General features: G+C 50.4%; 21 protein-coding genes. All 21 read left to right on the forward strand.

Features of this window, described 5'->3' with window-relative positions; all coding sequences use genetic code 11:
* Positions 1-145 precede the first annotated feature (145 nt).
* The 21 genes from tilS (at position 146) to ABEW73_RS32680 (ending at position 21,896) form a co-directional block, all read left to right on the forward strand.
* Complete coding sequence (gene tilS / locus ABEW73_RS32580; RefSeq protein ID WP_430171292.1) at positions 146-1,576, forward strand: tRNA lysidine(34) synthetase TilS; 1,431 nt, start codon at positions 146-148, stop codon at positions 1,574-1,576.
* Between the two features lie 68 nt (positions 1,577-1,644).
* On the forward strand, positions 1,645-2,184 hold the full coding sequence (gene hpt / locus ABEW73_RS32585) for a hypoxanthine phosphoribosyltransferase (RefSeq protein WP_071221070.1): 540 nt from the start codon (positions 1,645-1,647) through the stop codon (positions 2,182-2,184).
* 99 nt (positions 2,185-2,283) lie between these two features.
* Positions 2,284-4,359, forward strand: a complete 2,076-nt coding sequence (gene ftsH, locus ABEW73_RS32590; protein WP_430171290.1) for an ATP-dependent zinc metalloprotease FtsH — start codon at positions 2,284-2,286, stop codon at positions 4,357-4,359.
* Positions 4,360-4,588: 229 nt separating this feature from the next.
* A complete protein-coding gene (gene nadA, locus ABEW73_RS32595) occupies positions 4,589-5,527 on the forward strand; it encodes a quinolinate synthase NadA (protein WP_430171288.1) in 939 nt (312 codons plus the stop codon).
* Positions 5,528-5,565: 38 nt separating this feature from the next.
* Complete coding sequence (gene nadB, locus ABEW73_RS32600; protein WP_430171286.1) at positions 5,566-7,182, forward strand: L-aspartate oxidase; 1,617 nt, start codon at positions 5,566-5,568, stop codon at positions 7,180-7,182.
* Positions 7,172-8,047, forward strand: coding sequence for a carboxylating nicotinate-nucleotide diphosphorylase (gene nadC / locus ABEW73_RS32605; RefSeq protein WP_430171285.1), 876 nt, complete (start codon positions 7,172-7,174; stop codon positions 8,045-8,047). The genes nadB and nadC overlap by 11 nt, the downstream gene beginning before the upstream one ends.
* The gene (locus ABEW73_RS32610; RefSeq protein WP_098741235.1) at positions 8,044-8,808 is read left to right on the forward strand and encodes a type III pantothenate kinase; all 765 of its coding nucleotides are present in this window, start codon (positions 8,044-8,046) and stop codon (positions 8,806-8,808) included. Before nadC ends, ABEW73_RS32610 begins: the two co-directional genes overlap by 4 nt.
* 57 nt (positions 8,809-8,865) lie before the next feature.
* Positions 8,866-9,750, forward strand: a complete 885-nt coding sequence (gene hslO / locus ABEW73_RS32615; protein WP_430171283.1) for an Hsp33 family molecular chaperone HslO — start codon at positions 8,866-8,868, stop codon at positions 9,748-9,750.
* A gap of 20 nt (positions 9,751-9,770) precedes the next feature.
* Positions 9,771-10,706, forward strand: a complete 936-nt coding sequence (locus ABEW73_RS32620; RefSeq protein ID WP_430171336.1) for a peptidylprolyl isomerase — start codon at positions 9,771-9,773, stop codon at positions 10,704-10,706.
* Between the two features lie 422 nt (positions 10,707-11,128).
* Positions 11,129-12,064, forward strand: coding sequence for a cysteine synthase A (gene cysK / locus ABEW73_RS32625; RefSeq protein ID WP_430171281.1), 936 nt, complete (start codon positions 11,129-11,131; stop codon positions 12,062-12,064).
* A 262-nt stretch (positions 12,065-12,326) separates the two neighbouring features.
* A complete protein-coding gene (locus ABEW73_RS32630; protein WP_430171279.1) occupies positions 12,327-13,991 on the forward strand; it encodes an anthranilate synthase component I family protein in 1,665 nt (554 codons plus the stop codon).
* Between the two features lies 1 nt (position 13,992).
* Positions 13,993-14,574 (forward strand): aminodeoxychorismate/anthranilate synthase component II, encoded by a 582-nt coding sequence (gene pabA, locus ABEW73_RS32635; protein ID WP_430171278.1) that lies wholly within the window; start codon positions 13,993-13,995, stop codon positions 14,572-14,574.
* The gene (locus tag ABEW73_RS32640) at positions 14,571-15,458 is read left to right on the forward strand and encodes an aminotransferase class IV (RefSeq protein WP_430171277.1); all 888 of its coding nucleotides are present in this window, start codon (positions 14,571-14,573) and stop codon (positions 15,456-15,458) included. The genes pabA and ABEW73_RS32640 overlap by 4 nt, the downstream gene beginning before the upstream one ends.
* The gene (folP, locus tag ABEW73_RS32645; protein WP_430171275.1) at positions 15,455-16,315 is read left to right on the forward strand and encodes a dihydropteroate synthase; all 861 of its coding nucleotides are present in this window, start codon (positions 15,455-15,457) and stop codon (positions 16,313-16,315) included. Before ABEW73_RS32640 ends, folP begins: the two co-directional genes overlap by 4 nt.
* A 38-nt stretch (positions 16,316-16,353) precedes the next feature.
* Entirely contained in the window at positions 16,354-16,716 is a 363-nt protein-coding gene (gene folB / locus ABEW73_RS32650) for a dihydroneopterin aldolase (protein WP_006207454.1), read from the forward strand.
* 7 nt (positions 16,717-16,723) lie between these two features.
* Positions 16,724-17,272, forward strand: a complete 549-nt coding sequence (gene folK, locus ABEW73_RS32655) for a 2-amino-4-hydroxy-6-hydroxymethyldihydropteridine diphosphokinase (protein ID WP_430171273.1) — start codon at positions 16,724-16,726, stop codon at positions 17,270-17,272.
* The gene (locus ABEW73_RS32660; protein WP_076326682.1) at positions 17,224-17,430 is read left to right on the forward strand and encodes a helix-turn-helix domain-containing protein; all 207 of its coding nucleotides are present in this window, start codon (positions 17,224-17,226) and stop codon (positions 17,428-17,430) included. Before folK ends, ABEW73_RS32660 begins: the two co-directional genes overlap by 49 nt.
* Before the next feature lie 227 nt (positions 17,431-17,657).
* Positions 17,658-18,689, forward strand: coding sequence for a tRNA dihydrouridine synthase DusB (gene dusB / locus ABEW73_RS32665; RefSeq protein WP_430171271.1), 1,032 nt, complete (start codon positions 17,658-17,660; stop codon positions 18,687-18,689).
* A gap of 210 nt (positions 18,690-18,899) precedes the next feature.
* Positions 18,900-19,376, forward strand: coding sequence for a transcription elongation factor GreA (gene greA / locus ABEW73_RS32670; RefSeq protein WP_009591919.1), 477 nt, complete (start codon positions 18,900-18,902; stop codon positions 19,374-19,376).
* Positions 19,377-19,687: 311 nt separating this feature from the next.
* Positions 19,688-21,199: a lysine--tRNA ligase gene (lysS, locus tag ABEW73_RS32675; RefSeq protein WP_098741245.1), complete on the forward strand. Its 1,512-nt coding sequence runs from the start codon at positions 19,688-19,690 to the stop codon at positions 21,197-21,199.
* A gap of 160 nt (positions 21,200-21,359) precedes the next feature.
* The gene (locus tag ABEW73_RS32680; protein WP_430171269.1) at positions 21,360-21,896 is read left to right on the forward strand and encodes a hypothetical protein; all 537 of its coding nucleotides are present in this window, start codon (positions 21,360-21,362) and stop codon (positions 21,894-21,896) included.
* The last annotated feature ends 276 nt before the right edge of the window (positions 21,897-22,172 follow it).

Genomic DNA, 22,172 nt, shown 5'->3' on the forward strand with positions numbered 1-22,172 from the left:
TATGAGTTATCAGTGGAACTGGTGAAATTCTATATCGCAAGAAAACCTACCTATCCATCGCGGTCGCTCATCCTTGAAGTGGCCTCGATAGGGGGTTTCTTATCAAAAGTGGGCTTTTTGAACAACCTCTAAAGGGGAACTGGAAGTGAAACAGGATTATTTACGAACATTCGTCCAACATGTCGAGCGTACAGCCGCAGAGTTTGATCTGTGGTCAGAAGGTGATAGCATCGTGGTCGCCGTTTCGGGCGGGCCTGATTCCGTTGCGCTCCTGCACGTGCTGCATGAAATTTCTTTGCACCGGACACCGCTCCGATTGATCTGCGCCCATGTGCATCATGGGTTTCGGAAAGAATCGGACCAAGAGGCGGAGATGGTACGTGAACTGGCGGAGCGGCTCGGACTTCCATTAGAAACGGCGTTCATCGATATTCCCGCTTATATGGAAGAGAGCGGCAAGGGTGGGCAGGAGGCTGCAAGAGAGAAGCGTTATGAATTTCTGCTGCAAACGGCCCATAAATACAATGCGCGCTCCGTGGCACTTGCTCATCATGCTGACGATCAAGCCGAGACGGTGCTCATGAGGCTTTTGCGCGGGAGTGGCGTATCCGGACTAGCCGGAATAAAATTTAAGCGCACGGAAAAAAAAGTGGAACTTATCCGCCCGTTCCTTCGTATGTACAAGGCGGATATTGTGGAGTTGTGCCGCGTATGCGGATTCCAGTATGTGGTGGATCACAGCAATCTGCAGACGAAGTACCGCCGTAATGCGATTCGCCTAGAAGTATTGCCTTTTCTGGAAAGGTATAATGGGCAGTTCTCCTCCTCACTCAATCAGCTGGCCGAGATCGTCCAGCAGGAGGATGATTTTGTGGAGCTTGAAGCTGCGAAGCAATTTCGGAGTATGGTACAGGAGAACGATGGGAGGCTCGCTTTCGACGCGCCTTCCTTTTTGGGCTTACATGTCGCTTTACAACGGCGTTTGATTAAACTAATATTAAATTACCTGCCCTCAGACCAGGAAAACACCGATTTTGTCAAGATTGAAACGGTGCGCCATGGCATTCTTAACGACCAGCGAAGCAACTGGCGTCTGGATCTGGGTGACGGCATTACCTGTGTTCGTGAGTATGGAGTGATCCAGTTTTGGCCTAAGCCTCCGAATGAACAGGGACAGTACATATACATTCTTGATTCTCCTAATGTTTCGCAGCAGTATGTTAAGGAAATCGGAAAAATGCTGAAATTGTCGTCAGTGACAGGAAGCGAAAGCCGGAGCGGTTCCAGACCATCAGCCTTTGTGGCGGATTTTGATGCGGATGAACTGAGGTTTCCTTTAACCTTGCGTAACAGACAGCCGGGGGACAAGATGAAGATCATGGGATTAAACGGAAGCAAAAAGGTGAAAGATATTCTCATTGATGAGAAAATCCCACCGTCTGTCCGTGCCCGGATTCCTATTCTTTGTGACGGTTCCGGCAGCATCGTGTGGATTCCAGGTGTACGACGTTCCGTTCACGCCGCTTGCGGGCGGCACACATCACGAGTTCTCCGGATGGAGCTATCGGATGCTTAAGGCAAGTGTAAAACGAAGAATGGCCCGTTTCACGCTTTCATAGTATAAACGTAGGAGGTCCACTTAAGTTGCAGAATGACATTCAGGAAATACTCATCAGTGAAGAAGAGATTCACGCAAAGATTAAGGAACTTGGTTCCAAACTCAGCGCCGAATATGTGGGACGCAATCCACTCGTTATTTGCGTTCTTAAAGGTGCGTTTATTTTTATGGCCGACTTGGTTAAATCCATAACAGTACCTCTTGAGTTGGATTTCATGGCTGTATCCAGTTATGGGGCATCAACCAAATCCTCCGGCGTGGTGAAGATCATTAAAGATCTGGACGCATCCGTTGAAGGCAGGGATGTGCTGATTGTGGAGGATATTATCGACAGCGGTCTTACGCTGAGCCATTTGATTGAGCTTCTGAAGAGCCGCAAGGCAAATTCGGTGTGCGTTGTCACGCTGTTTGACAAGCCGGCACGTCGTACGGTGGATTTGCAGGCCGATTACACCGGATTCGTGCTGCCGGATGCTTTTGTTGTCGGATACGGACTCGATTATGCCGAGCATTACCGGAACCTCCCCTACATCGGGATTTTGAAGCCGGAAATCTACAGCAGTTAAACCGCGCCAATGGGCTGCTATCACAGTTCAGGGCCCTTTGTTGAGATGGCCAGACAGGCTGTGGTAAAATATCTTATGTGTCTTGAGAGGAGGTAGGGGATGAGTCGGTTCATCCGGAATTCTGGTTTTTATTTGATTCTATTTTTAGTCGTGGTGGGCATAGTACAATTCGTTACTAATGGCGGCGAGCAAGCCGATGCCCCTAGTTATAATCAACTGCGGCAGGAAGTCAAAGCTAACAACATAGAGGAAATGACGGTACAATTTGACGGTTACGCTTATCTGGTGACCGGTAAATATAGGGAGATCTCCGAAGAGAAAAAATCGGAGAATTTCTCAACCTATATTCCTGCCACGGATGCAGCGATGCAAGAGCTGACTGCAGCCAGTGACAGCAACAACGTCAAACTGTCCGTGCAGCCAATGGAAGGCCAAAGCATTTGGCTGACATTGCTTTCATCCTTTATTCCGCTCATCATTATGTTTGTTCTGTTCTTCTTCCTGTTTAATCAGGCCCAAGGCGGCGGCGGCAAAGTGATGAACTTTGGTAAGAGCAAAGCCCGCTTATATAATGAAGAGAAGAAACGGATTACATTTGAAGATGTAGCCGGAGCAGATGAAGAGAAGCAGGAACTTGTTGAAGTTGTTGACTTCTTGAAAGATCCGCGCAAGTTTAACACGGTTGGCGCTCGCATTCCGAAGGGCGTTCTGCTTGTCGGTCCTCCGGGAACAGGTAAGACGCTCCTGGCTCGTGCCGTTGCTGGTGAAGCAGGAGTGCCATTCTTTAGTATTTCCGGTTCCGACTTTGTTGAGATGTTTGTCGGTGTCGGTGCTTCTCGTGTACGTGACTTGTTCGAGAACGCAAAGAAGAATGCACCATGTATCATCTTCATTGATGAGATTGATGCAGTGGGTCGTCAGCGTGGCGCCGGACTTGGCGGCGGTCATGACGAGCGTGAGCAGACACTCAACCAGTTGCTGGTTGAAATGGACGGTTTCGGAGCGAACGAAGGCATTATCATCGTTGCTGCGACCAACCGCCCGGACATATTGGACCCGGCGCTTCTTCGTCCGGGACGTTTTGACCGTCAGATTACCGTAGATCGCCCGGATGTGAAGGGCCGTGAAGCCGTACTGAAGGTGCATGCACGCAACAAACCATTGACGAAAGATGTTAAACTTGACATCATCGCCAAACGCACTACCGGTTTTACAGGCGCCGATCTGGAGAATCTCCTGAACGAGGCTGCCTTGCTTGCGGCTCGCCGCAACCGTAAAGATATCTCCATGCGAGAAGTGGATGAGGCGATTGACCGTGTTATCGTCGGTACAGAGAAACGCAGCCGCGTGATCAGTGACCGCGAGAAACGTATCGTAGCTTACCATGAAGCAGGTCACACCATAGTGGGTTACTTCCTCGAGCATGCGGATACGGTGCATAAGGTAACGATTATTCCTCGTGGCCGTGCCGGTGGATATGTCATCATGATGCCGAAGGAAGATCGGATGCTCGTGACGAAGCAGGAATTGCTGGATCGCGTAACCGGTTTGCTTGGCGGCCGTGTTGCTGAGGAGCTGTTCATCGGTGAAATCGGAACCGGAGCATACAGTGACTTCCAGCAAGCGACAGGCATTATCCGCAGCATGGTTGTGGAATACGGTATGAGTGAGAAGCTCGGACCGATGCAGTTCGGTACATCTCAAGGACAAGTGTTCCTTGGACGTGATATCGGACATGAGCAGAACTATAGTGATCAAATCGCTTATGAGATCGATCAGGAAATGCAGCGATTCATTAATGATTGCTATGAGAAATGTAAAGAGATCTTGAATAAGCATGCTAAAGAGGTTCACCTGATTGCGAACACGCTCCTCGAGATGGAAACGCTGGAGCTTGAGCAAATCAAGAATCTCATTGAGACCGGATCAGCTGAAGGCAACGGCAGTGGCGACGGTGAAGGAGAAGGTTCTTCCGAGAATGGTGAACCGATCATCGACAACATTGGCGACGTGAAAGTTCGCATCCAAGGGAAAGAAGACGGCGAGCAGCCGACTTCCACGGAAGAGATTCCGAACAACCCGATGGATTCGAATGATCCAGGGCCGGAGCGCAAAGATTCCGAACGTAAGGATCCTCCAGGCGGATCGGACAACGGTAACAGCAGCTTAACGTAATATTCGCTGATAAAACATCGAATACCGAATAAAATTGAAGAACCGGAGAACGATAATTCGTTTTCCGGTTCTTTTTGTGCTTTCTATCACATTGACAGGGGGCAGAACGAACGTGTACATTAGTTGTTAAATAAGGATGCGCATCCTTTCACAAAGGTGGAAACCATCCTGAAAGTCACATGGTCATCAGCGGCGAACCGCCGGACTACATAAAGGGAGAGGGTCGATCATGGAAGCTTTGGCACTGGAGCGTAAAGCAGAACAGAACCGTGAACTGCGTGAGCGGTTAATGCAATTGAAGAAGGAACGTAACGCAATCATTTTGGCTCATTATTATCAACGGGACGAAATACAAGAAGTCGCTGATTTCCGGGGGGATTCCTTCCTGCTGGCGCAGAAGGCAGCACAAACCGATGCCGAGGTCATCGTATTTTGCGGTGTGCATTTTATGGGCGAGAGCGCTAAAATTCTGGCGCCGGGCAAGACGGTTCTTATTCCGGATGAGCGGGCTGGCTGCCCTATGGCGGATATGGTGAACGTGGACGGACTGCGGAAGCTGAAAGCGCAGCATCCGAATGCGAAAGTGGTGACATACATCAATTCATCGGCTGAGATCAAAGCCGAAACGGATATCTGCTGTACGTCATCCAATGCCGTGAAAGTGATTCAATCGGTGGATTCGGATGAAATTATATGGGTGCCTGATAAAAACCTGGGACATTATGTTCAGCAGCATACCGATAAGAAGCTCATTATCTGGGAAGGGTATTGCAACACGCATGACATGCTGACGGTTAAGGATGTCGTCGAGATGAGGGCCAAATATCCTCATGCTGAATTTGTGGTGCATCCAGAATGCCGTCCCGAGGTTGTTGCGATGGGGGATTTTGTAGGGAGTACCACTGCCATTCTGGAGTATTGCAAAAATTCATCTGCCAAGGAGTTTATCGTAGGCACCGAGGACGGAACCGGTTATCAGCTTCGATTGGATAGTCCGGATAAAACATTCCACTTCGCTACGAAGTTCCTGGTGTGTCCGAATATGAAAGTAAATAACCTCAAAAAGCTGGTTAAAGCGTTGGAAACGATGAAGCCGCAAATTTATGTGCCGCCGGTCGTTGCAGAGAAAGCCAGAACTTCATTAGAGCGCATGTTACAAGTTAAGTAGCATGCGCTACTCTTTCGTGAAAAGACAGGTGAGGCATCGTGATACCGCAGTATTTGATTGATTTTGAGTTGAACGATCTCCCGGTTGTAGAGACGGATGTCATCGTGATCGGCTCAGGCATTGCGGGTTTATATACGGCGATTATGGCAAGTGCGACTCAGAATGTGCTATTGATTACGAAGAAATCGCTGCTCGAAAGCAACACGCGTTATGCGCAGGGAGGAATTGCAGCCGTAACAGCGGAGGATGACTCTCCGGCCTACCATCGGCAGGACACCCTCCTGGCAGGGGCGGGCCTATGTTCATCTGCCGCGGTGGATGTGCTTGTAAACGAGGGTCCGGTCGGTGTTCAAGAGCTGATTCGGCTCGGTACGATGTTTGATGTGGAGAATGGCGAGCTCGCACTGACCCAAGAGGGCGCGCACAGTCATCGCCGAATCCTTCATGCGAACGGGGATGCTACTGGATATGAAATTGTGCGTGCCCTTTCCATTCAGGTCGAAATGCTTCACAATGTAGAGGTGTGGGACGATCATTTTGTCATTGACCTGATTACCGAGCAGGGAGAATGTCATGGCGTTTTAGTACAGATGCCGGACGGCAAACGGGTATTCGTGCGTGGACGGGCGACGGTGATGTGTTCCGGCGGCGCCGGTCAATTGTACCGGTATACGACCAATCCGGAGGTTGCCACAGCGGATGGCGTTGCCATAGCTTATCGGGCAGGCGCAGAAATTCGGGATATGGAGTTTATACAGTTCCACCCGACGGCGCTTAGCTATCCGGGAGCGCCCCGATTCCTTATATCAGAGGCGGTTCGCGGTGAAGGTGCTGTTCTTCGGAATATACGAGGGGAACGGTTCATGCCCAAATACCATGATTTGCTGGAGCTTGCGCCGCGGGATATTGTAGCGCGGGCCATTGTCAGTGAGATGGAAGCAACGGGTTCTACCTTTGTTTATCTGGATATTACCCATGAGTCGCCGGAGATGGTCAAACATCGATTCCCAACGATTTATGAAACCTGCATGCAATATGGACTCGATTTATCGTCAGATTGGATTCCGGTCTCCCCGGCTGCGCATTATATGATGGGGGGTATCAAAACCAATCTGCACGGCGAGAGCAGCGTGAAGCGTTTATTTGCTTGCGGGGAGGTATCGTCTACCGGTGTCCACGGGGCGAACCGTTTGGCCAGCAATTCGCTGTCGGAGGCGATTGTGTACGGCAGTCGTATTGTAGAGCGCATTAAGAGCCTGCCTGAACCGTCAGGGGATCGGCTTCATTTATCTTTTCATCTCGGTCGCAAGGACGCTCCGTCTCAGGCGATGGTGGAAAAGCGCTTGAAACTTCAGAAGGTAATGGTACGTTATGCAGGACTTCGAAGAAATCGGGATACTCTATTAAGAGCAGCGGAAGAGCTTGGCCGTCAGCTGCCATTGTTCCAATCGGCGCTCTCGAAGCGTGAGGAATACGAGTTTGCCAACATGCTCACAGCATCCCTGCTCGTGGTGCAGGGTGCGCTGGGTCGTGAAGAAAGCCGGGGAGCCCACTACCGTGAGGATTTCCCGGAGCGGAATGACAGCGTATGGCAGAAACATATTGTCCATACACGGGATCAAGAAATGACGGAGGAATTAAGCGATGATGTTTAACGGATACAACGATGGCCTTCTCCAGAGTATACGGACTTGGCTGCAGGAGGATATTGGGTCAGGGGACATTACGACTCTCACCACCATTGAGCCGGGTCATGAATCCAAGGGCGTTATCCATGCCAAGGAGGCTGGAATCGTGGCAGGTATGCCGGTAGCAGAGCTGGTATTCGAAACGGTTGATCCGTCGCTAACGTTTACGGCATTGGTTCGGGATGGGGACGAGGTTGAAAAAGGGACGGTTCTCGCCGAAGTGGAAGGGAGCACTCACCGTATTTTGACAGGCGAGCGCCTCGCTTTGAATTTGCTGCAGCGTCTGTCGGGTATTGCAACAAGAACACGTTCTTTTGTTGATGTACTTGAGGGATTGCCAACAAGATTGGTGGATACCCGCAAAACGACACCAGGCCACCGAATGCTTGAGAAGTATGCCGTTCGGGTTGGCGGCGGCGCGAACCATCGTTTTGGTCTCTATGATGCCGTCATGATTAAGGATAACCACATTAAGGGTGCAGGCGGAATCGCGCAAGCGGTCAGCCGGGCAAGAGCCCATATTCCACATACCATGACGATAGAAGTTGAAACCGAGAGCTTGGCGCAGGTGGAGGAAGCACTGGCTGCAGGCGCAGATATTATTATGCTGGATAACATGAGCCATGACATGATGGCGGAGTCTGTTCGAAGAATCAAGGCCAAGGCCCCTCATGTTCGCGTCGAAGCATCGGGGAACGTGACGCTGGAGACCGTACGCGGGATTGCCGAAACCGGGGTCGACGTGATATCCGTTGGACGGCTGACTTATTCTTTCCATTGTCTCGATATCAGTCTGGATCTGAATGCGAAGAAAGGAGGGACAGAGGGTTGATTCTAGTTGTGGATGTAGGAAATACCAACATTGTACTGGGTGTGTATCAGGGGAAGAAGCTGCTGCATGATTTTCGAATCAGTACATCGCGTCAGTCCACCGTGGATGAATACGGTGTATTGATTCACAATTTGTTTCAAATGTCCAATATATTGGTAAGCCAAATAGAAGGCGTTATTGTTTCTTCCGTAGTTCCTCCTCTTGTGCGTGTAGTCGAGGAGATGTGCAATAAATATATTGGCAAGGCGCCCCTGATCGTAGGACCGGGGATCAAAACGGGACTTAATCTGCGGTATGAGAATCCGCGCGAGGTTGGCGCTGACCGGATCGTGAATGCAGTAGCAGCCGTCGAGCAGTACGGGGGGCCGCTGATCGTAGTGGATTTCGGTACGGCGACGACGTTTGATTGCATTGATGAAGCAGGCAATTATCTTGGCGGAGTGATTGTGCCGGGTATTGGCATTGCCACTGAGGCTCTTGTACAGCGTGCTTCCAAGCTTCCTCGCGTAGAGCTCGAAAAGCCGAAAAAAGTAATTGGGCGCAATACCGTACATGCCATGCAGGCCGGCATCGTTTTTGGTTATGCGGGACAGGTGGATGGCCTAGTCAAGCGTATAAAAGCCGAGATGGGTACGGACAATGTTAAGGTTATCGCTACGGGGGGAATGGCTGAGCTGATTGCCAGCGAAACGGAGTCCATTGAAGAGATTTCTCCCCTTCTGACATTAGAAGGCTTGCGTATTATTTATGAGCGTAACTAGAACCGCTATAAAACCGTTAGATATTACAAACAACTAGAAAGACAAGGAGGCCTCAAGATGGGTAATCAAAAAGACCGTTTGCTGCGGGGAACAGCATTAAACGGGAAAGTACGGACATTTGCCGTTCGGACAACCGATTTGGTCGAAGAGCTTCGCCAAAGACATGATACGTTTCCTGTCGTCACAGCCGCTTTGGGCCGCACCGTGTCAGCAGCAGCGATGATGGGAGCTATGCTGAAAGGAGACGAGCGTCTTAGCATTCAAGTGCGCGGCGACGGACCGATTGGTTTGATTGCGGCGGAGAGTAATGCCAACGGCGAGGTACGCGGATATGTCAAAAATCCGCATGTGGAGCTGACGAATATCCGTCCGGGTAAGATGGATGTGGCCGCTGCTGTAGGAACAACCGGCCACATTGATGTGATCAAGGATTTCGGGTTGAAGGAGCCTTACCGTGGCAGCGTACCGATTATTTCGGGCGAGCTCGCTGAAGACTTCACATACTATTTTGCCGTATCCGAACAGACCAACTCGGCGGTAAGCCTGGGTGTGCTGGTTTCACCGGATTATTCCGTGGCGAATGCGGGCGGCTTCATCATTCAGCTTCTCCCCGGCGTTACCGAGGATGAGATTACGGAGCTTGAGCTTGCGCTGGGCAAGATTCCACCGATCACCGAGATGCTGGAAGAAGGACTGGAACTGGAAGACATCCTGAAACGAGTAGTTCCGGATGTGACCATTTTGGAGGAAATGGAAGTGTACTTCAGCTGTGACTGTTCGCATGAGCGGGTGGAGCGCGCTTTGATCAGCTTGGGGCAGGAAGAGCTTGAGCAGATGATTGAGGAGGATGGCAAGGCCGAAGTTTCCTGTCATTTTTGCAATGAAAAATATACGTTCGATAGAGAACAGCTAAAATCCGTGCTAGAGCGGGCCAAATCTTAACGTTGGGATGAGCGACCGTGATGACGAGACAAGAGAAGGGATTATGGGCGACCGTCATTGTCTTGACAGCATGCGTATTGGGTATGGGCGGCTGGATGCTGTTTTCCGGGAATTTATCGCAAGAGGCTTCACCATCTTGGAAAGATGGCTCCCAACCAGTTGCATCCATCCAGGACAGGGCGATTACCGAAGACGAGTGGGTGGACGAGCTAAAGAAGCGTTATGGCCGCGAAATGCTGATGACCATGCTGAATCGGCACGCCGTGGCTCTGGAGGCCAAAGCGAAGGATATTGATGTTATGGCGGCGGAAGTCGATGCAGAAATCGAAGCCATGAGTCACAGCTACGGTTCCAAGGAACGTTTCTTATCGGAAATGGAAGATCAGCTTGGCATTACGGAGAGTGAATTAAAGACAGAGACGACGTATCGGCTGCTGCTTGAAAAAATTGCGACTTCCGACGTACACATCGAAGAGCAGCAGATCGATTCGTATCTGGAACAGCACCCTGACCAATTTCGCCCCAAGAAGCAGTTGAATTTATCCATGATCGAGGTCGCTTCGGAAGATGAGGCAGAACGGATCATGGATCGGCTGGAGAATGGAGAAGCTTTTGCGGATCTCGCGGCTCAGGTATCTCTCGATGAGTATACGCGCGAAGACGGCGGGGAGATCGGCTTGGTCGAGGAGGATGATCCCTTCTTGCCGCCGAAACTGCTGGATGCAGCTTCAACGCTTGAGCCCGGGGATATAGCGGGGCCGATTTCGCTCACAGACACCTATGCCATTGTTTATGTGAAGGAAATTATCGAGCCTCAGGTCCCGAGCGAGGAAAGCATCCGCGAGGCGGTTCGAAAGCAGCTGGCCCTAGAGCAGTCGGTGTCATTATCCGAACTGGAGCGTCAGCTTCGCGAGAAATATGAGGCTCGGATTAGCGCTGGTACGGTCACGTTGTAAAATAGAAGAAGGACATGGGGAAAGCTCGCTGTGGCGGAGAAAGATGTGGCTGCAGGGGCTTTTTTTGCGTTGAAGGATGTAAAAGGTTTTTCATTCGCTGGAAATGGTGACTTTCTGAACGCGCATTCCTAAGAGATGAATCCGCGTTTCCTCGTTCGGGAGGCGCAGGAAAATCCACCTAGAAATGTTGATTTTCGAGGTGTGGGATATTGACAATGACTCGTAACGTTGATAAGATGAAGGTATAAAAACCTACCTTTTTACTCGGATATCAGCAGCCTTATTAATTAAGAATTAGAGTCTATATGCTGGCTCTGCTTTTCTTTCAACATCCAGACACCACAAATTTAATGATTCGACATTAGAATGTATAACACCATTATGGATTTATCCAGATTCATATTTAGAGGAGGGCTTCATTCATGGCAAAAGTCGTAAACAATGTGACAGAATTAATCGGTGGAACTCCACTCGTCCGTTTGAACCGGATCGTACCGGAGGATAGCGCAGAGATCTATCTGAAGCTGGAATACCAGAACCCGGGTTCAAGCGTTAAAGACCGGATCGCGATCAGCATTGTGGAAGAAGCCGAGAAGGACGGACGTTTGAAGCCGGGCGATACCATTATTGAAGCAACAAGCGGTAATACTGGTATTGGTCTAGCTATGGTGGCAGCTGCCAAAGGCTACAAAGCGGTTATCGTTATGCCTGAAACCATGAGCTTGGAGCGCCGCAACCTGCTGCGTGCCTATGGCGCGGAGCTGGTACTGACACCGGGTTCGGAAGGAATGAACGGTGCGGTTAAGAAGGCAGAAGAAATTCTGAAGGAAAATGCCGGATTCTTTATGGCCGATCAATTCAATAACCAAGCCAACGTGAAAATCCACCGTGAAACAACAGGTCCGGAAATCGTTGAAGCGATCCAATCCATCGGCGGTTCCTTGGATGCGTTCGTGGCAGGTATCGGAACAGGTGGAACGATTACAGGAGCGGGCGAAGTGTTGAAAGAGCAATTCCCTGATATCAAGGTTATTGCGGTTGAGCCTGCTGCATCGCCAATCCTTGCCGGAGGCAAACCGGGTCCTCACAAAATCCAGGGTATTGGCGCAAACTTCATTCCTGAAATTTTGAACCAAGAAGTCTACGATGAAATCGTTCATGTTGAGAATGATGATGCCTTTGAAACCTCCCGCCGTGTGGCGAAGGAAGAAGGCGTTCTTGGCGGTATTTCCTCTGGTGCGGCTGTATATGCCGCATTGAAGGTTGCGAAAGAGCTGGGTAAAGGCAAGCGAGTGGTAGCCGTGATCCCAAGTAACGGGGAACGCTACCTGAGCACGCCGCTCTATAACTTCGAGTAAGATGATATGTAATATGCGCGCATGGTCTCACTTCATCTGTGTGAAATAATGCGTGACAAGGAAGGAGCCCTCAATGTGTTTTTATAGCATTGAGGGCTTTTTGCGTATACTAATCCCTAAGATAACGCTTTATTGGAATCCACGGGATGACCGCTCCAAAAATTATTGTTGGACGAGCTTCTATTTAGGGTTTTCAAGAGAAGCGGGATACAGTATACTGACAGGCAACAGTAAGGCTTTTGATGACTAAGGGAGGATCGGCATGGAGAGAAGAGTGGAGCTGGCCCAGTGGCAGGCATGGGCTAAAGAGGGCTGGTCCGTCGTTCCCTATCTGGTTCAATATAAAGGAGCAACAAGAGGGTTACCCCTGTCATGGAGACATGCATGGAAAGCGGCATCGCCGTATGCCTTTGTGCTGGAGAGCGGTAAGGGCGGACGCTATACGTATCTTGGATTGCGGCCGGTGTCCATTCTGCAGGGGAAGGGAAGCCATGGAGAGATCATTGAGCTGTCGGGGGATTCACGAACGCAGGTAACGGGAAAGCCGCTGCATCTGTTAGAGCAGTGGATGAAAGAATGGCGGGCTCCCCGTGTACCGGGATGGCCGGACTTTCGCGGAGGCTGTGCCGGTTTTCTAAGCTACGATGTGATCCGCTCGATTGAGCAGCTCCCAAAAATGGCCACAGATGAGCCGGGGTTCCTGGATTATATGTGGATGCGCATGGAAGAGATCTGGATCTATGATCATACAGATGACAGCATCTACTGCTCGGTGCATGTCCCTCTGCCTTGGGCATCCGGGAGCGGGGAAGTTTCGGAGGAAAAGACGGCGTCCGGTGCTTCTTTTGATGCATCCAGAGGTTCGGTGCCTTCAACCGATCAAGAGAAGCTATTGCAGGAGTTATATGATCGGGCTGTCGTAAGGGCTGAATCGATGCTGTCCCAATGGAATCAAATGTTCGGAACAGTCTTAGGGAACGGCTCGGAGTCCGAAGATGAGCACGTGCGGCAGGAACGATGGAAGAAAGCGCAGGAGCTGTCCGGGCCGAATGTCGAGATTTGGGATCGGCTGGAGATTGATTTTACGCAGGAAGCGTTCGAGCAGGCGGTACGCTCGATTCAAGAGTATATTCGGCAGGGTGATGTATTTCAGGTCAATTTGTCTCTGCGCCGGCATTTGCAGCTGCATGCGGACCCCGCCGATATTTATGAGTGGCTGCGTATACTGAATCCGTCGCCGTACATGGGGTATTTATCCTCGCCGGGCTTCAGTTTGGCTAGCGGCTCACCGGAATTGCTGGTGAAGCTGGATGGCGATGTCGTGTCTGCACGACCGATTGCGGGAACTCGGCGCCGGGGAAGCAATCCGGAAGAGGATGCGGCAATGGAAGCGGAACTGCTTGGCAGTGAGAAAGAACGGGCGGAGCATATTATGCTGGTCGATTTGGAGCGTAATGACATTGGCCGCATTGCCGCATACGGAACCGTACATGTTCCGGAGCTGATGACCGTCGAAAGGTACTCTCACGTGATGCATCTAGTGTCGCAAGTAGAAGGGCGGATTGCAGAGGGCAACCATGCACATGATGTCATTGCGGCAGCGTTCCCCGGCGGTACCATTACAGGCGCACCTAAAATCCGGACCATGGAGATCATCGAAGAGCTGGAGCCCGTGACGCGGGGACCCTATACCGGCTCCATGGGCTGGATCGATTATAATGGTGATATGGAGCTCAACATTATTATTCGAACCCTCGCCGTGAAGGATGGCGTCGGCTATATTCAGACGGGTGCGGGGATTGTCATTGACTCCGATCCGTACCGGGAATACAGGGAGTGTCATAACAAGGCAAAGGCTTTGATTGCCGCACTGATATGCAGTGAAGAAGAAGCGGCAGTGGTGGCCGCGAATATAGGGGGGAAATAACATGATACTTGTCATCGATAATTATGATTCGTTTACGTATAACCTGGTTCAATATTTGGGTGAGCTCGGCGAGGAAGTGAAGGTTTACCGGAATGATGAGATCGACATCGCCGGCATCGAGGCGTTGGCCCCGGACCATATCCTGATATCGCCGGGACCGTGCACGCCGAATGAAGCCGGGATCAGTCTGGATGTGATTTCACATTTCAAGGGTGTGATTCCGATCTTTGGCGTCTGCCTCGGCCATCAGGCGATCGGGCAAGCCTTTGGAGGTAACGTGATTCGTGCGGAGCGCCTCATGCATGGGAAAACATCCGCGATCCAACATACGGGTGGCTCCGTCTTCGAAGGCTTGCCGGTTCCGTTCACCGCAACGCGCTATCACTCGCTGATCGTTGAGAAGGAAACTTTGCCGGATGAGCTGGAGATTACCGCCTGGACCGAAGAGGGCGAAATCATGGGGCTTCGGCATAAACAATATCCCATAGAAGGGGTGCAGTTCCATCCGGAATCCATCATTACGGACCATGGCCATCAAATGCTGCGCAATTTCTTGAAGCGTACAGCTGGCGCCAAGGCATGAAGTATATTGGCATGAACGGCGGCATCGTTGAAGCTGCCGAGGCTGTCATACCTGTAATGGATCACGGTCTTCTGTACGGAATGGGGTTATTCGAGACCTTCCGGACTTATGAAGGGAAGCCTTTTTTAATAGAGCGGCACTTGGACCGGCTCATGGACAGCTGTCGGGAGCTTGGGATCGTCCACAGGGCGGATGCTGAGAGGATCAGGCGCTGGATAACGGAACTGATGGAGGCCAATGGTCTCCAGGATGCTTATATCCGGTATACCGTAACGGCAGGAGAGGGATTGCTCGGTCTGCCTGCCGGCGATTATTTGAGGCCTTCCGAGATTTTATTCGCCAAAGAGCTGCCGGCTGCAAACGGAATACTCTACGAGAAAGGCAGAGCCATGCGGCAGCTGTCCCTTCCACGGAACACGCCGGAATCATCGGTTCGGCTGAAATCTCTGCATTATATGAACAATATACTCGCAAAGCGGGAATTGGCCGGATATCCCAGCCAATCGGATGGTCCGACAGAGGGGCTGATGCTAACGGCGGCCGGGGAAGTGGCAGAGGGCATTGTCAGCAATGTCTTTTTTGTCAAAGCGGGTCGTTTATATACGCCTGAAGTAAGCACGGGGATTTTGCCGGGGATTACCCGGGCCGTCGTGCTGGAATTGGCTGCCGATCTTGGTATGGAAGTCGAAGAAGGCCGTTACAACTGGGAGTTTTTCACTGGAGCGGATGAAATATTTACGACAGGCTCCGTACAGGAGATAGTTCCGGTTACGACGTTGATTGGAGCTGAAGGCGAGACTCTAGTCATTGGACAAGGGTTGGCCGGTCCGATAACCCATACATTACTGAGCGCATATAGAAGGAAAGCAGGGCAAAAGGCATGAAAACAACGATTTACGAACGTGAATATCGGCTGGGCAAGGATGCTGTGTTAAAGCTCGGTCAATCCACGCTCATTATGGGCATATTGAATGTGACGCCGGATTCGTTCTCCGACGGAGGTCGTTATCACGACACGGAGCGGGCGGTCGAGCACGCGCTTCAACTGGTGGAAGAGGGAGCCGACATCATCGATATCGGCGGAGAATCGACGCGTCCAGGCCATGAGCCGGTTGGAGCTGAAGAGGAGCTCGCCCGCGTGATTCCGGTTATAGAAGCCATTCATCGGCATGCGCCGAATATTCCATTATCCATTGACACGTATAAAGCGGAAGTTGCGCGTCAGGCTATTGGAGCGGGCGCTCATATCATAAATGATATTTGGGGCTTTAAAGACGACGCAGATATGCCCAAGACAGCGGCAGAGCTCGGATGCCCCGTGATTTTGATGCACAATCGCCGCGACCGGAATTACATCAATCTTATCGAGGACGTAAAGCGCGATTTGCTGGAAAGTGTTGAAATTGCGAGGGCTGCAGGTGTACAGGATCAGCATATTTTGCTCGACCCGGGTATCGGATTTGCCAAGGACTATGACGAGAACATGAAAGTGATGGCCTCCCTCGATCAGCTTGTAGGGCTTGGGTTTCCGGTGCTGCTGGCTACCTCCCGCAAAAGGTTCATCCAGACCGCACTTGGCGCCCCGGCGCAAGATGTGTTGGAAGGAACGGCCGCTACGGTGGCTTACGGGATTGCGCAAGGCTGCCAGATCGTTCGTGTGCATGACGTGTTGCATATGAAACGGACAGCGAAGATGTGTGATGCCATGACTTACGCTTCAACGGAGCTGACACGTATATAATTTTTTTCGGGATAAAGGATGGAAGGGCGGAGTACGAGATGGATAAAATGATACTGAGCCGCATGGAATACTACGGCTATCATGGTGTGTTTGAGGAAGAGCGCAAGCTGGGACAACGATTCTATGTGGATCTGGAGCTGGAGATGGATTTGAGCAAAGCTGCGAAGACGGATGACCTGACGTTAACGGTAAATTATGCCGAGATTCATGATCTCTTGCTGGATATTATGCGGACGGAGTCGTTCCGCCTGATTGAAGCTTTAGCGGAGCATATTGCATCTAAGGTATTAGACACTTATACTATTATCGATGCTTTAACGGTCCGATTGACGAAGCCGCACCCGCCTTTTGACATTCATTTTGAAGGTGTGACCATTGAGCTGCACCGGACCAGGAAGTGAGACGATCATGAATTCACACGCCACCTCTGAGTGTTCAGAGGCTTATATTGCTTTAGGGGCCAATTTGGGAGACCGCGAGGGTAACCTGATGGAGGCTTTGGAACGGTTGGACGAAGTACCCGGGATTGCGGTAGAGCGCGTATCCAACTTGTATGAAACCGAACCGGTCGGCTATGTGGATCAACCGATGTTCCTTAATATGGCCACAGCCGTGTCGACATCGCTGAGTCCCCATGAGCTGCTTGCCGAAATGCAGCGAATTGAAAAGCAGCTCGGCCGGGTCCGTCATATTCATTGGGGGCCGCGGACGGTGGACTTGGACCTGTTATGGATGGAAGGACGCCGTCTGGATACGCCGGACCTTGTTCTGCCGCACCCCCGTATGCAGGAACGGGCTTTTGTGCTCAGACCACTGGCCGATATCGTATATGAGTTCGAACCTTCAGGTCTGTACCCTGTAGTGAAGACAGCACTTGAGAACCTGGAAGGAAAGGAAGGAATACAGCTTTGGAAAACAAGCAGCTGGCGCAGCGTATCCGCGCTTTCCGAAAATTGAAGGGTTTAACCCAGCAAGAGCTCGCCGAGCGAACCGGTATTTCACTGGCCGTCCTTGGTGCGATTGAGCGGGGGAACCGCCGTGCCGAGGAGCAGATGCTGGCTCAGATTGCGGACGTGCTGGAGATTACTTTGCAGGAGCTTAAAGAACGAAGCTAGAAAATCTGAATAGAAAAGCCAGTGCAGGTTTATTTTCATTAAACCCGGCTATTAATAAGGATGATGCTTCTGGATGCGATCTATATACAAGACATGTAATTTTTGTTGACTGGACGAGGGTGCGATTCATGAGTATGATGGGTTAGTTTGAAACTTAGGGATCCCTTGCACGATAAACGAGATTTTTTGACTATAAATATCTGAATATAAAGGGGTGAACACATAAAATGGATAAGTTGCAAATCGGAAACATCGAGATGAAGAATCAGGTTGTTCTTGCTCCTATGGCAGGCGTATGCAACCCGGCCTTCCGATTGATTGCCAAGGAATTCGGCACAGGACTGGTCTGCGCTGAGATGGTCAGCGGTAAAGCAATCGTTCACGGGAACAAGCGCACCCAGGAGATGCTATTCGTGGACGAGCGGGAGAAACCGCTGAGTCTGCAGATTTTTGGCGGTGACCGTGATTCCCTGGTGGAAGCGGCCAAAGTTGTCGATCAGCAAACCAATGCCGACATCATCGACATTAACATGGGCTGTCCTGCACCGAAAGTAACGAAGGTTGATGCGGGTGCGCGCTGGCTTCTGGATTCGAACAAAATCTATGAAATGGTAGCGGCCGTTGTTGATGCCGTGAACAAACCGGTCACGGTGAAGATGCGTACAGGCTGGGATAGCGATCACATCTATGCTGTCGAAAATGCACAAGCTGTCGAACGCGCGGGCGGTCAGGCGGTCAGCGTTCACGGACGTACGCGCGAGCAGCTTTACACCGGGCACGCGGATTGGGACATTATTCGCCAAGTGAAAGAAGCCGTCTCCATTCCAGTTATCGGTAACGGCGATGTGGTGACGCCCGAAGATGCTCGCCGGATGCTGGATACGACAGGCTGCGATGGTGTCATGATCGGCCGCGGAGCGCTGGGGAATCCATGGATGCTGTATCGCACCATAGAATACCTGAAGACAGGCCAGCTGCTGCCGGATCCGGCTCCACAGGAGAAAATCCGGATAGCCATCCTGCATATGGACCGGCTGATCGCTCTACGTGGCGAAGCGGTTGCGGTACGGGAAATGCGCAAGCATCTCTCCTGGTATTTGAAAGGGCTGAAGGCCTCCGCCCGCATTAAAGATATCATTATGGAAGAAACAAAGCGCGACGAAATGGTAAGCCTTCTGAACAACTTTGTGAACAATCTGGAGGTCCAGGAAGAATCGACAAAAAGTGTATACCCTCAAGCCGCTGCGGCGACGGGATAATTAAGGGTGCAGGCTGTTAATGGGTGCGTGTATGCGACATTCGTGACAGCCTTTGCGCGCATTGACTTTTTGAAATGGTTCCCATATAATCTTTCAGTATAAATTCAAGAAATTGAGCAGGCATCAGAGGGAAGTTCTGATCCCCAAGAATTCGCATATAGTATGTTGATACCGTGGTTTAAATTATTTACATGACAGGAGAATCGGTTAATGAGCGATAAAGAAGTCATTCTTACCCAGGACGGTCTGAAGAAACTGGAGGACGAACTTGAGAATCTAAAGTCTGTAAAACGCCGTGAAGTGGCTGAGCGGATTAAAGTTGCCATCGGTTATGGTGATATTAGTGAAAACTCCGAATATGAAGACGCCAAGAACGAGCAAGCCTTTATCGAAGGCCGGATTATAACGCTGGAGAAAATGCTCCGCAATGCGCGTATCATCAACAATGATGATATCAATACCGACGTCGTCGGCGTGGGCAACACGGTGATCGTAGAGGATTTGGAATTTGGCGACACGATGGAATATACCATTGTTGGTACGGCTGAATCGGATCCGCTTAACAACAAGATCTCCAACGAGAGCCCGGTTGGCAAAGCGATTATTGGCAAGCAAAAAGGATCGGTTGTAGATGTTAACGTTCCTGCGGGCGTTATTCAATATAAAATTGTAGACATTAAGAAGTAAGTCGGAATGTGGTGTAGAAAGCTTCCTTCGGGGGGCTTTTTTAACATATTAGAATAAGTTTTTTGGGGTCCCCGCAAAGTATTTGGAATAAGCATCGTAGCGTAGGCTCCACTTTGTGGGGTTATTTTGAATAGGCAAGGCAGTGTTGAGGGCTTAATGGGTTAATGGCATGTCTTGAAATGGCTGTCCTACCGTTAAGTCCTAACCGAATGTGTACAAGTTGTTCAAGGGCTGTCCGAATCGTGTAATAGGTGGCGGCGTTTGTGCTGGTGGGGATTACGATGGAAGTGAAATGAAGGAGATGAATGACGATGACGGAAGAAATGAATAACCAGGAACAAGAACAGGAGTTAAGTGAGCTTTTGCAAATCCGCCGCAACAAATTGGACGAGCTTCGCAAGCTGGGCATCGATCCGTTTGGCGGAAAATATGAAAGAGAACATCACGCAGGTGATATTCTGAAACAGTATGACGAGCTCTCCAAGGAAGAACTGGAAGAGAAGCAGGTGGAAGTGAACCTGGCCGGCCGGATTATGGCGAAGCGTGGCATGGGTAAGGCTTCTTTTGCTCATATTCAGGATTTGAGCGGCCGGATTCAGATTTATGTTCGCCAGGATTCGATTGCAGAAGCGCAATATGAAGCATTCAGCATCCTTGATCTGGGTGACATCATCGGGGTGAAAGGGGTCTTGTTCAAGACCAAAACCGGTGAAACCACCATTAAGGTGAAGGAGCTGGAGGTTCTTTCGAAGTCGCTTTATCCGCTCCCTGAGAAATTCCATGGTTTGAAGGATGTGGAACTCCGTTACCGTCAGCGTTATGTCGACCTGATTATCAACCCAGATGTGCAGAAGACCTTCATTGCCCGTTCCCGTATTATCCAATCGATGCGCCGTTACCTGGATTCCCAAGGCTATCTTGAAGTGGAAACCCCGACTTTACATTCGATCGCTGGTGGTGCGGCGGCACGCCCGTTCATTACGCATCATAATGCGCTGGATATGGAGCTGTATATGCGGATCGCGATTGAGCTTCACCTGAAGCGTCTGATCGTGGGCGGCTTGGAAAAAGTGTATGAGATTGGCCGCGTATACCGGAATGAAGGAATCTCTACCCGTCATAATCCGGAGTTCACGATGATAGAGCTCTATGAAGCCTATGCGGACTATAAAGATATTATGGCACTGACCGAGAATATGATTGCCCATATTGCCCAAGAGGTGCTGGGTACACAAGTGATTTCCTATCAAGGGCACGAAGTTGACCTGACGCCACAATGGCGTCGTGTATCCATGGTTGATGCCGTAAAAGAAGTAGTCGGCGTTGACTTTAGTGTGGACATGTCCAATGAGGAAGCGCATCGCCTTGCAAAAGAACATAAAGTTCCGGTAGAGCCGCATATGACATTCGGCCACATCTTGAACGCGTTCTTTGAGCAATTCGTTGAAGAGACGCTGATTCAGCCAACGTTCGTAACCGGTCATCCTGTTGAGATTTCGCCGCTCGCGAAGAAGAACGACGTGGATCCGCGGTTCACGGATCGCTTTGAGCTGTTTATCGTGGCACGTGAGCACGCGAACGCCTTCTCGGAGCTCAATGATCCGATCGACCAGCGTCAGCGTTTTGAAGCGCAGATGAAGGAAAAAGAACAGGGCAATGACGAAGCGCACGAGATGGATGAAGATTTCTTGCGTGCACTGGAGTACGGTATGCCGCCAACAGGCGGACTTGGTATCGGGATCGATCGTTTGATCATGCTTCTTACGAATTCCCCGTCCATTCGTGACGTCTTGTTGTTCCCGCACATGCGTAATAAGGAGTAGTAGCGTTTGCTCCATTAATAGATTGTGGAAGAGGCAGTCGACTATAGATCTCTATAGACGGCTGCTTTTTTTGTATGGTGATCCCGATTCTCTCTTGTTCTGTGAATAAAGCTGTGCTACATTTATTTAGTACAATTGTATTAAATAAGGGGGCTGGCGAATGATTGGAGCTTTTATTATTGGATGTGAAATTTCATTCTGGGTATTTGTTCTCGCGGGATTAAGTGCAAGATATTTGCTTGGGATGAAAAGAACGGGCGGCATACTGCTGCTGTGTACGCCGATTATCGACTTATTATTGATAGCTGTAACCATTATGGATTTGCGAAGCGGGGCAGAGGCCGGATTCATGCATGGGCTGGCAGCCGTATACATCGGAGTGACGATAGCCTTTGGGCATCGGATGATCCAATGGGCGGACGCACGGTTTGCTCACCGATTTGCAGGTGGCGAAAAACCGGAACCGGCGCCGAAATATGGAGCGGCTCGAGCCAAGCGTGAGCGCCAGGGGTGGTATCGCCATGTGTTGGCGTGGATGATAGGAGTTATATTGCTTGGCGTTATGATTGTTGTGGTTGGGGAACCAGCACGAACAGAGCAGCTAAAGACGATGGCCTTACAATGGGCCGTGATCCTGGGAATTGACTTCATATATAGCTTCAGCTATACTTTCTGGCCTAAGAAGCAGGCAGGGTAAGTGGGGATACTTAATACGTAGTATATAGTAAGTAAATGAATGTATGATTTTACCTTATTATTAATTTGCTCAAAAGGGTTGCATATTGGCGATTGCCATGGTATATTATATTTCCGGCCAAGAAATACGGTCTAAACAAACGCTTGGGTCAACAAGCCAAAATGAATTTGAAAAACAAATTTAAAAAAAGCTTGCAATGATCGAGCGGATGTGATAAGATATAAGAGTTGCTAACGAGATAAACTGTTGGTGACAAACGAAGAAGTTGATCTTTGA

Origin of the sequence: Paenibacillus lautus (assembly GCF_050482385.1) — a bacterium.
In the GTDB taxonomy this organism is placed as follows: Bacteria; Bacillota; Bacilli; order Paenibacillales; family Paenibacillaceae; genus Paenibacillus_AQ; species Paenibacillus_AQ lautus_B.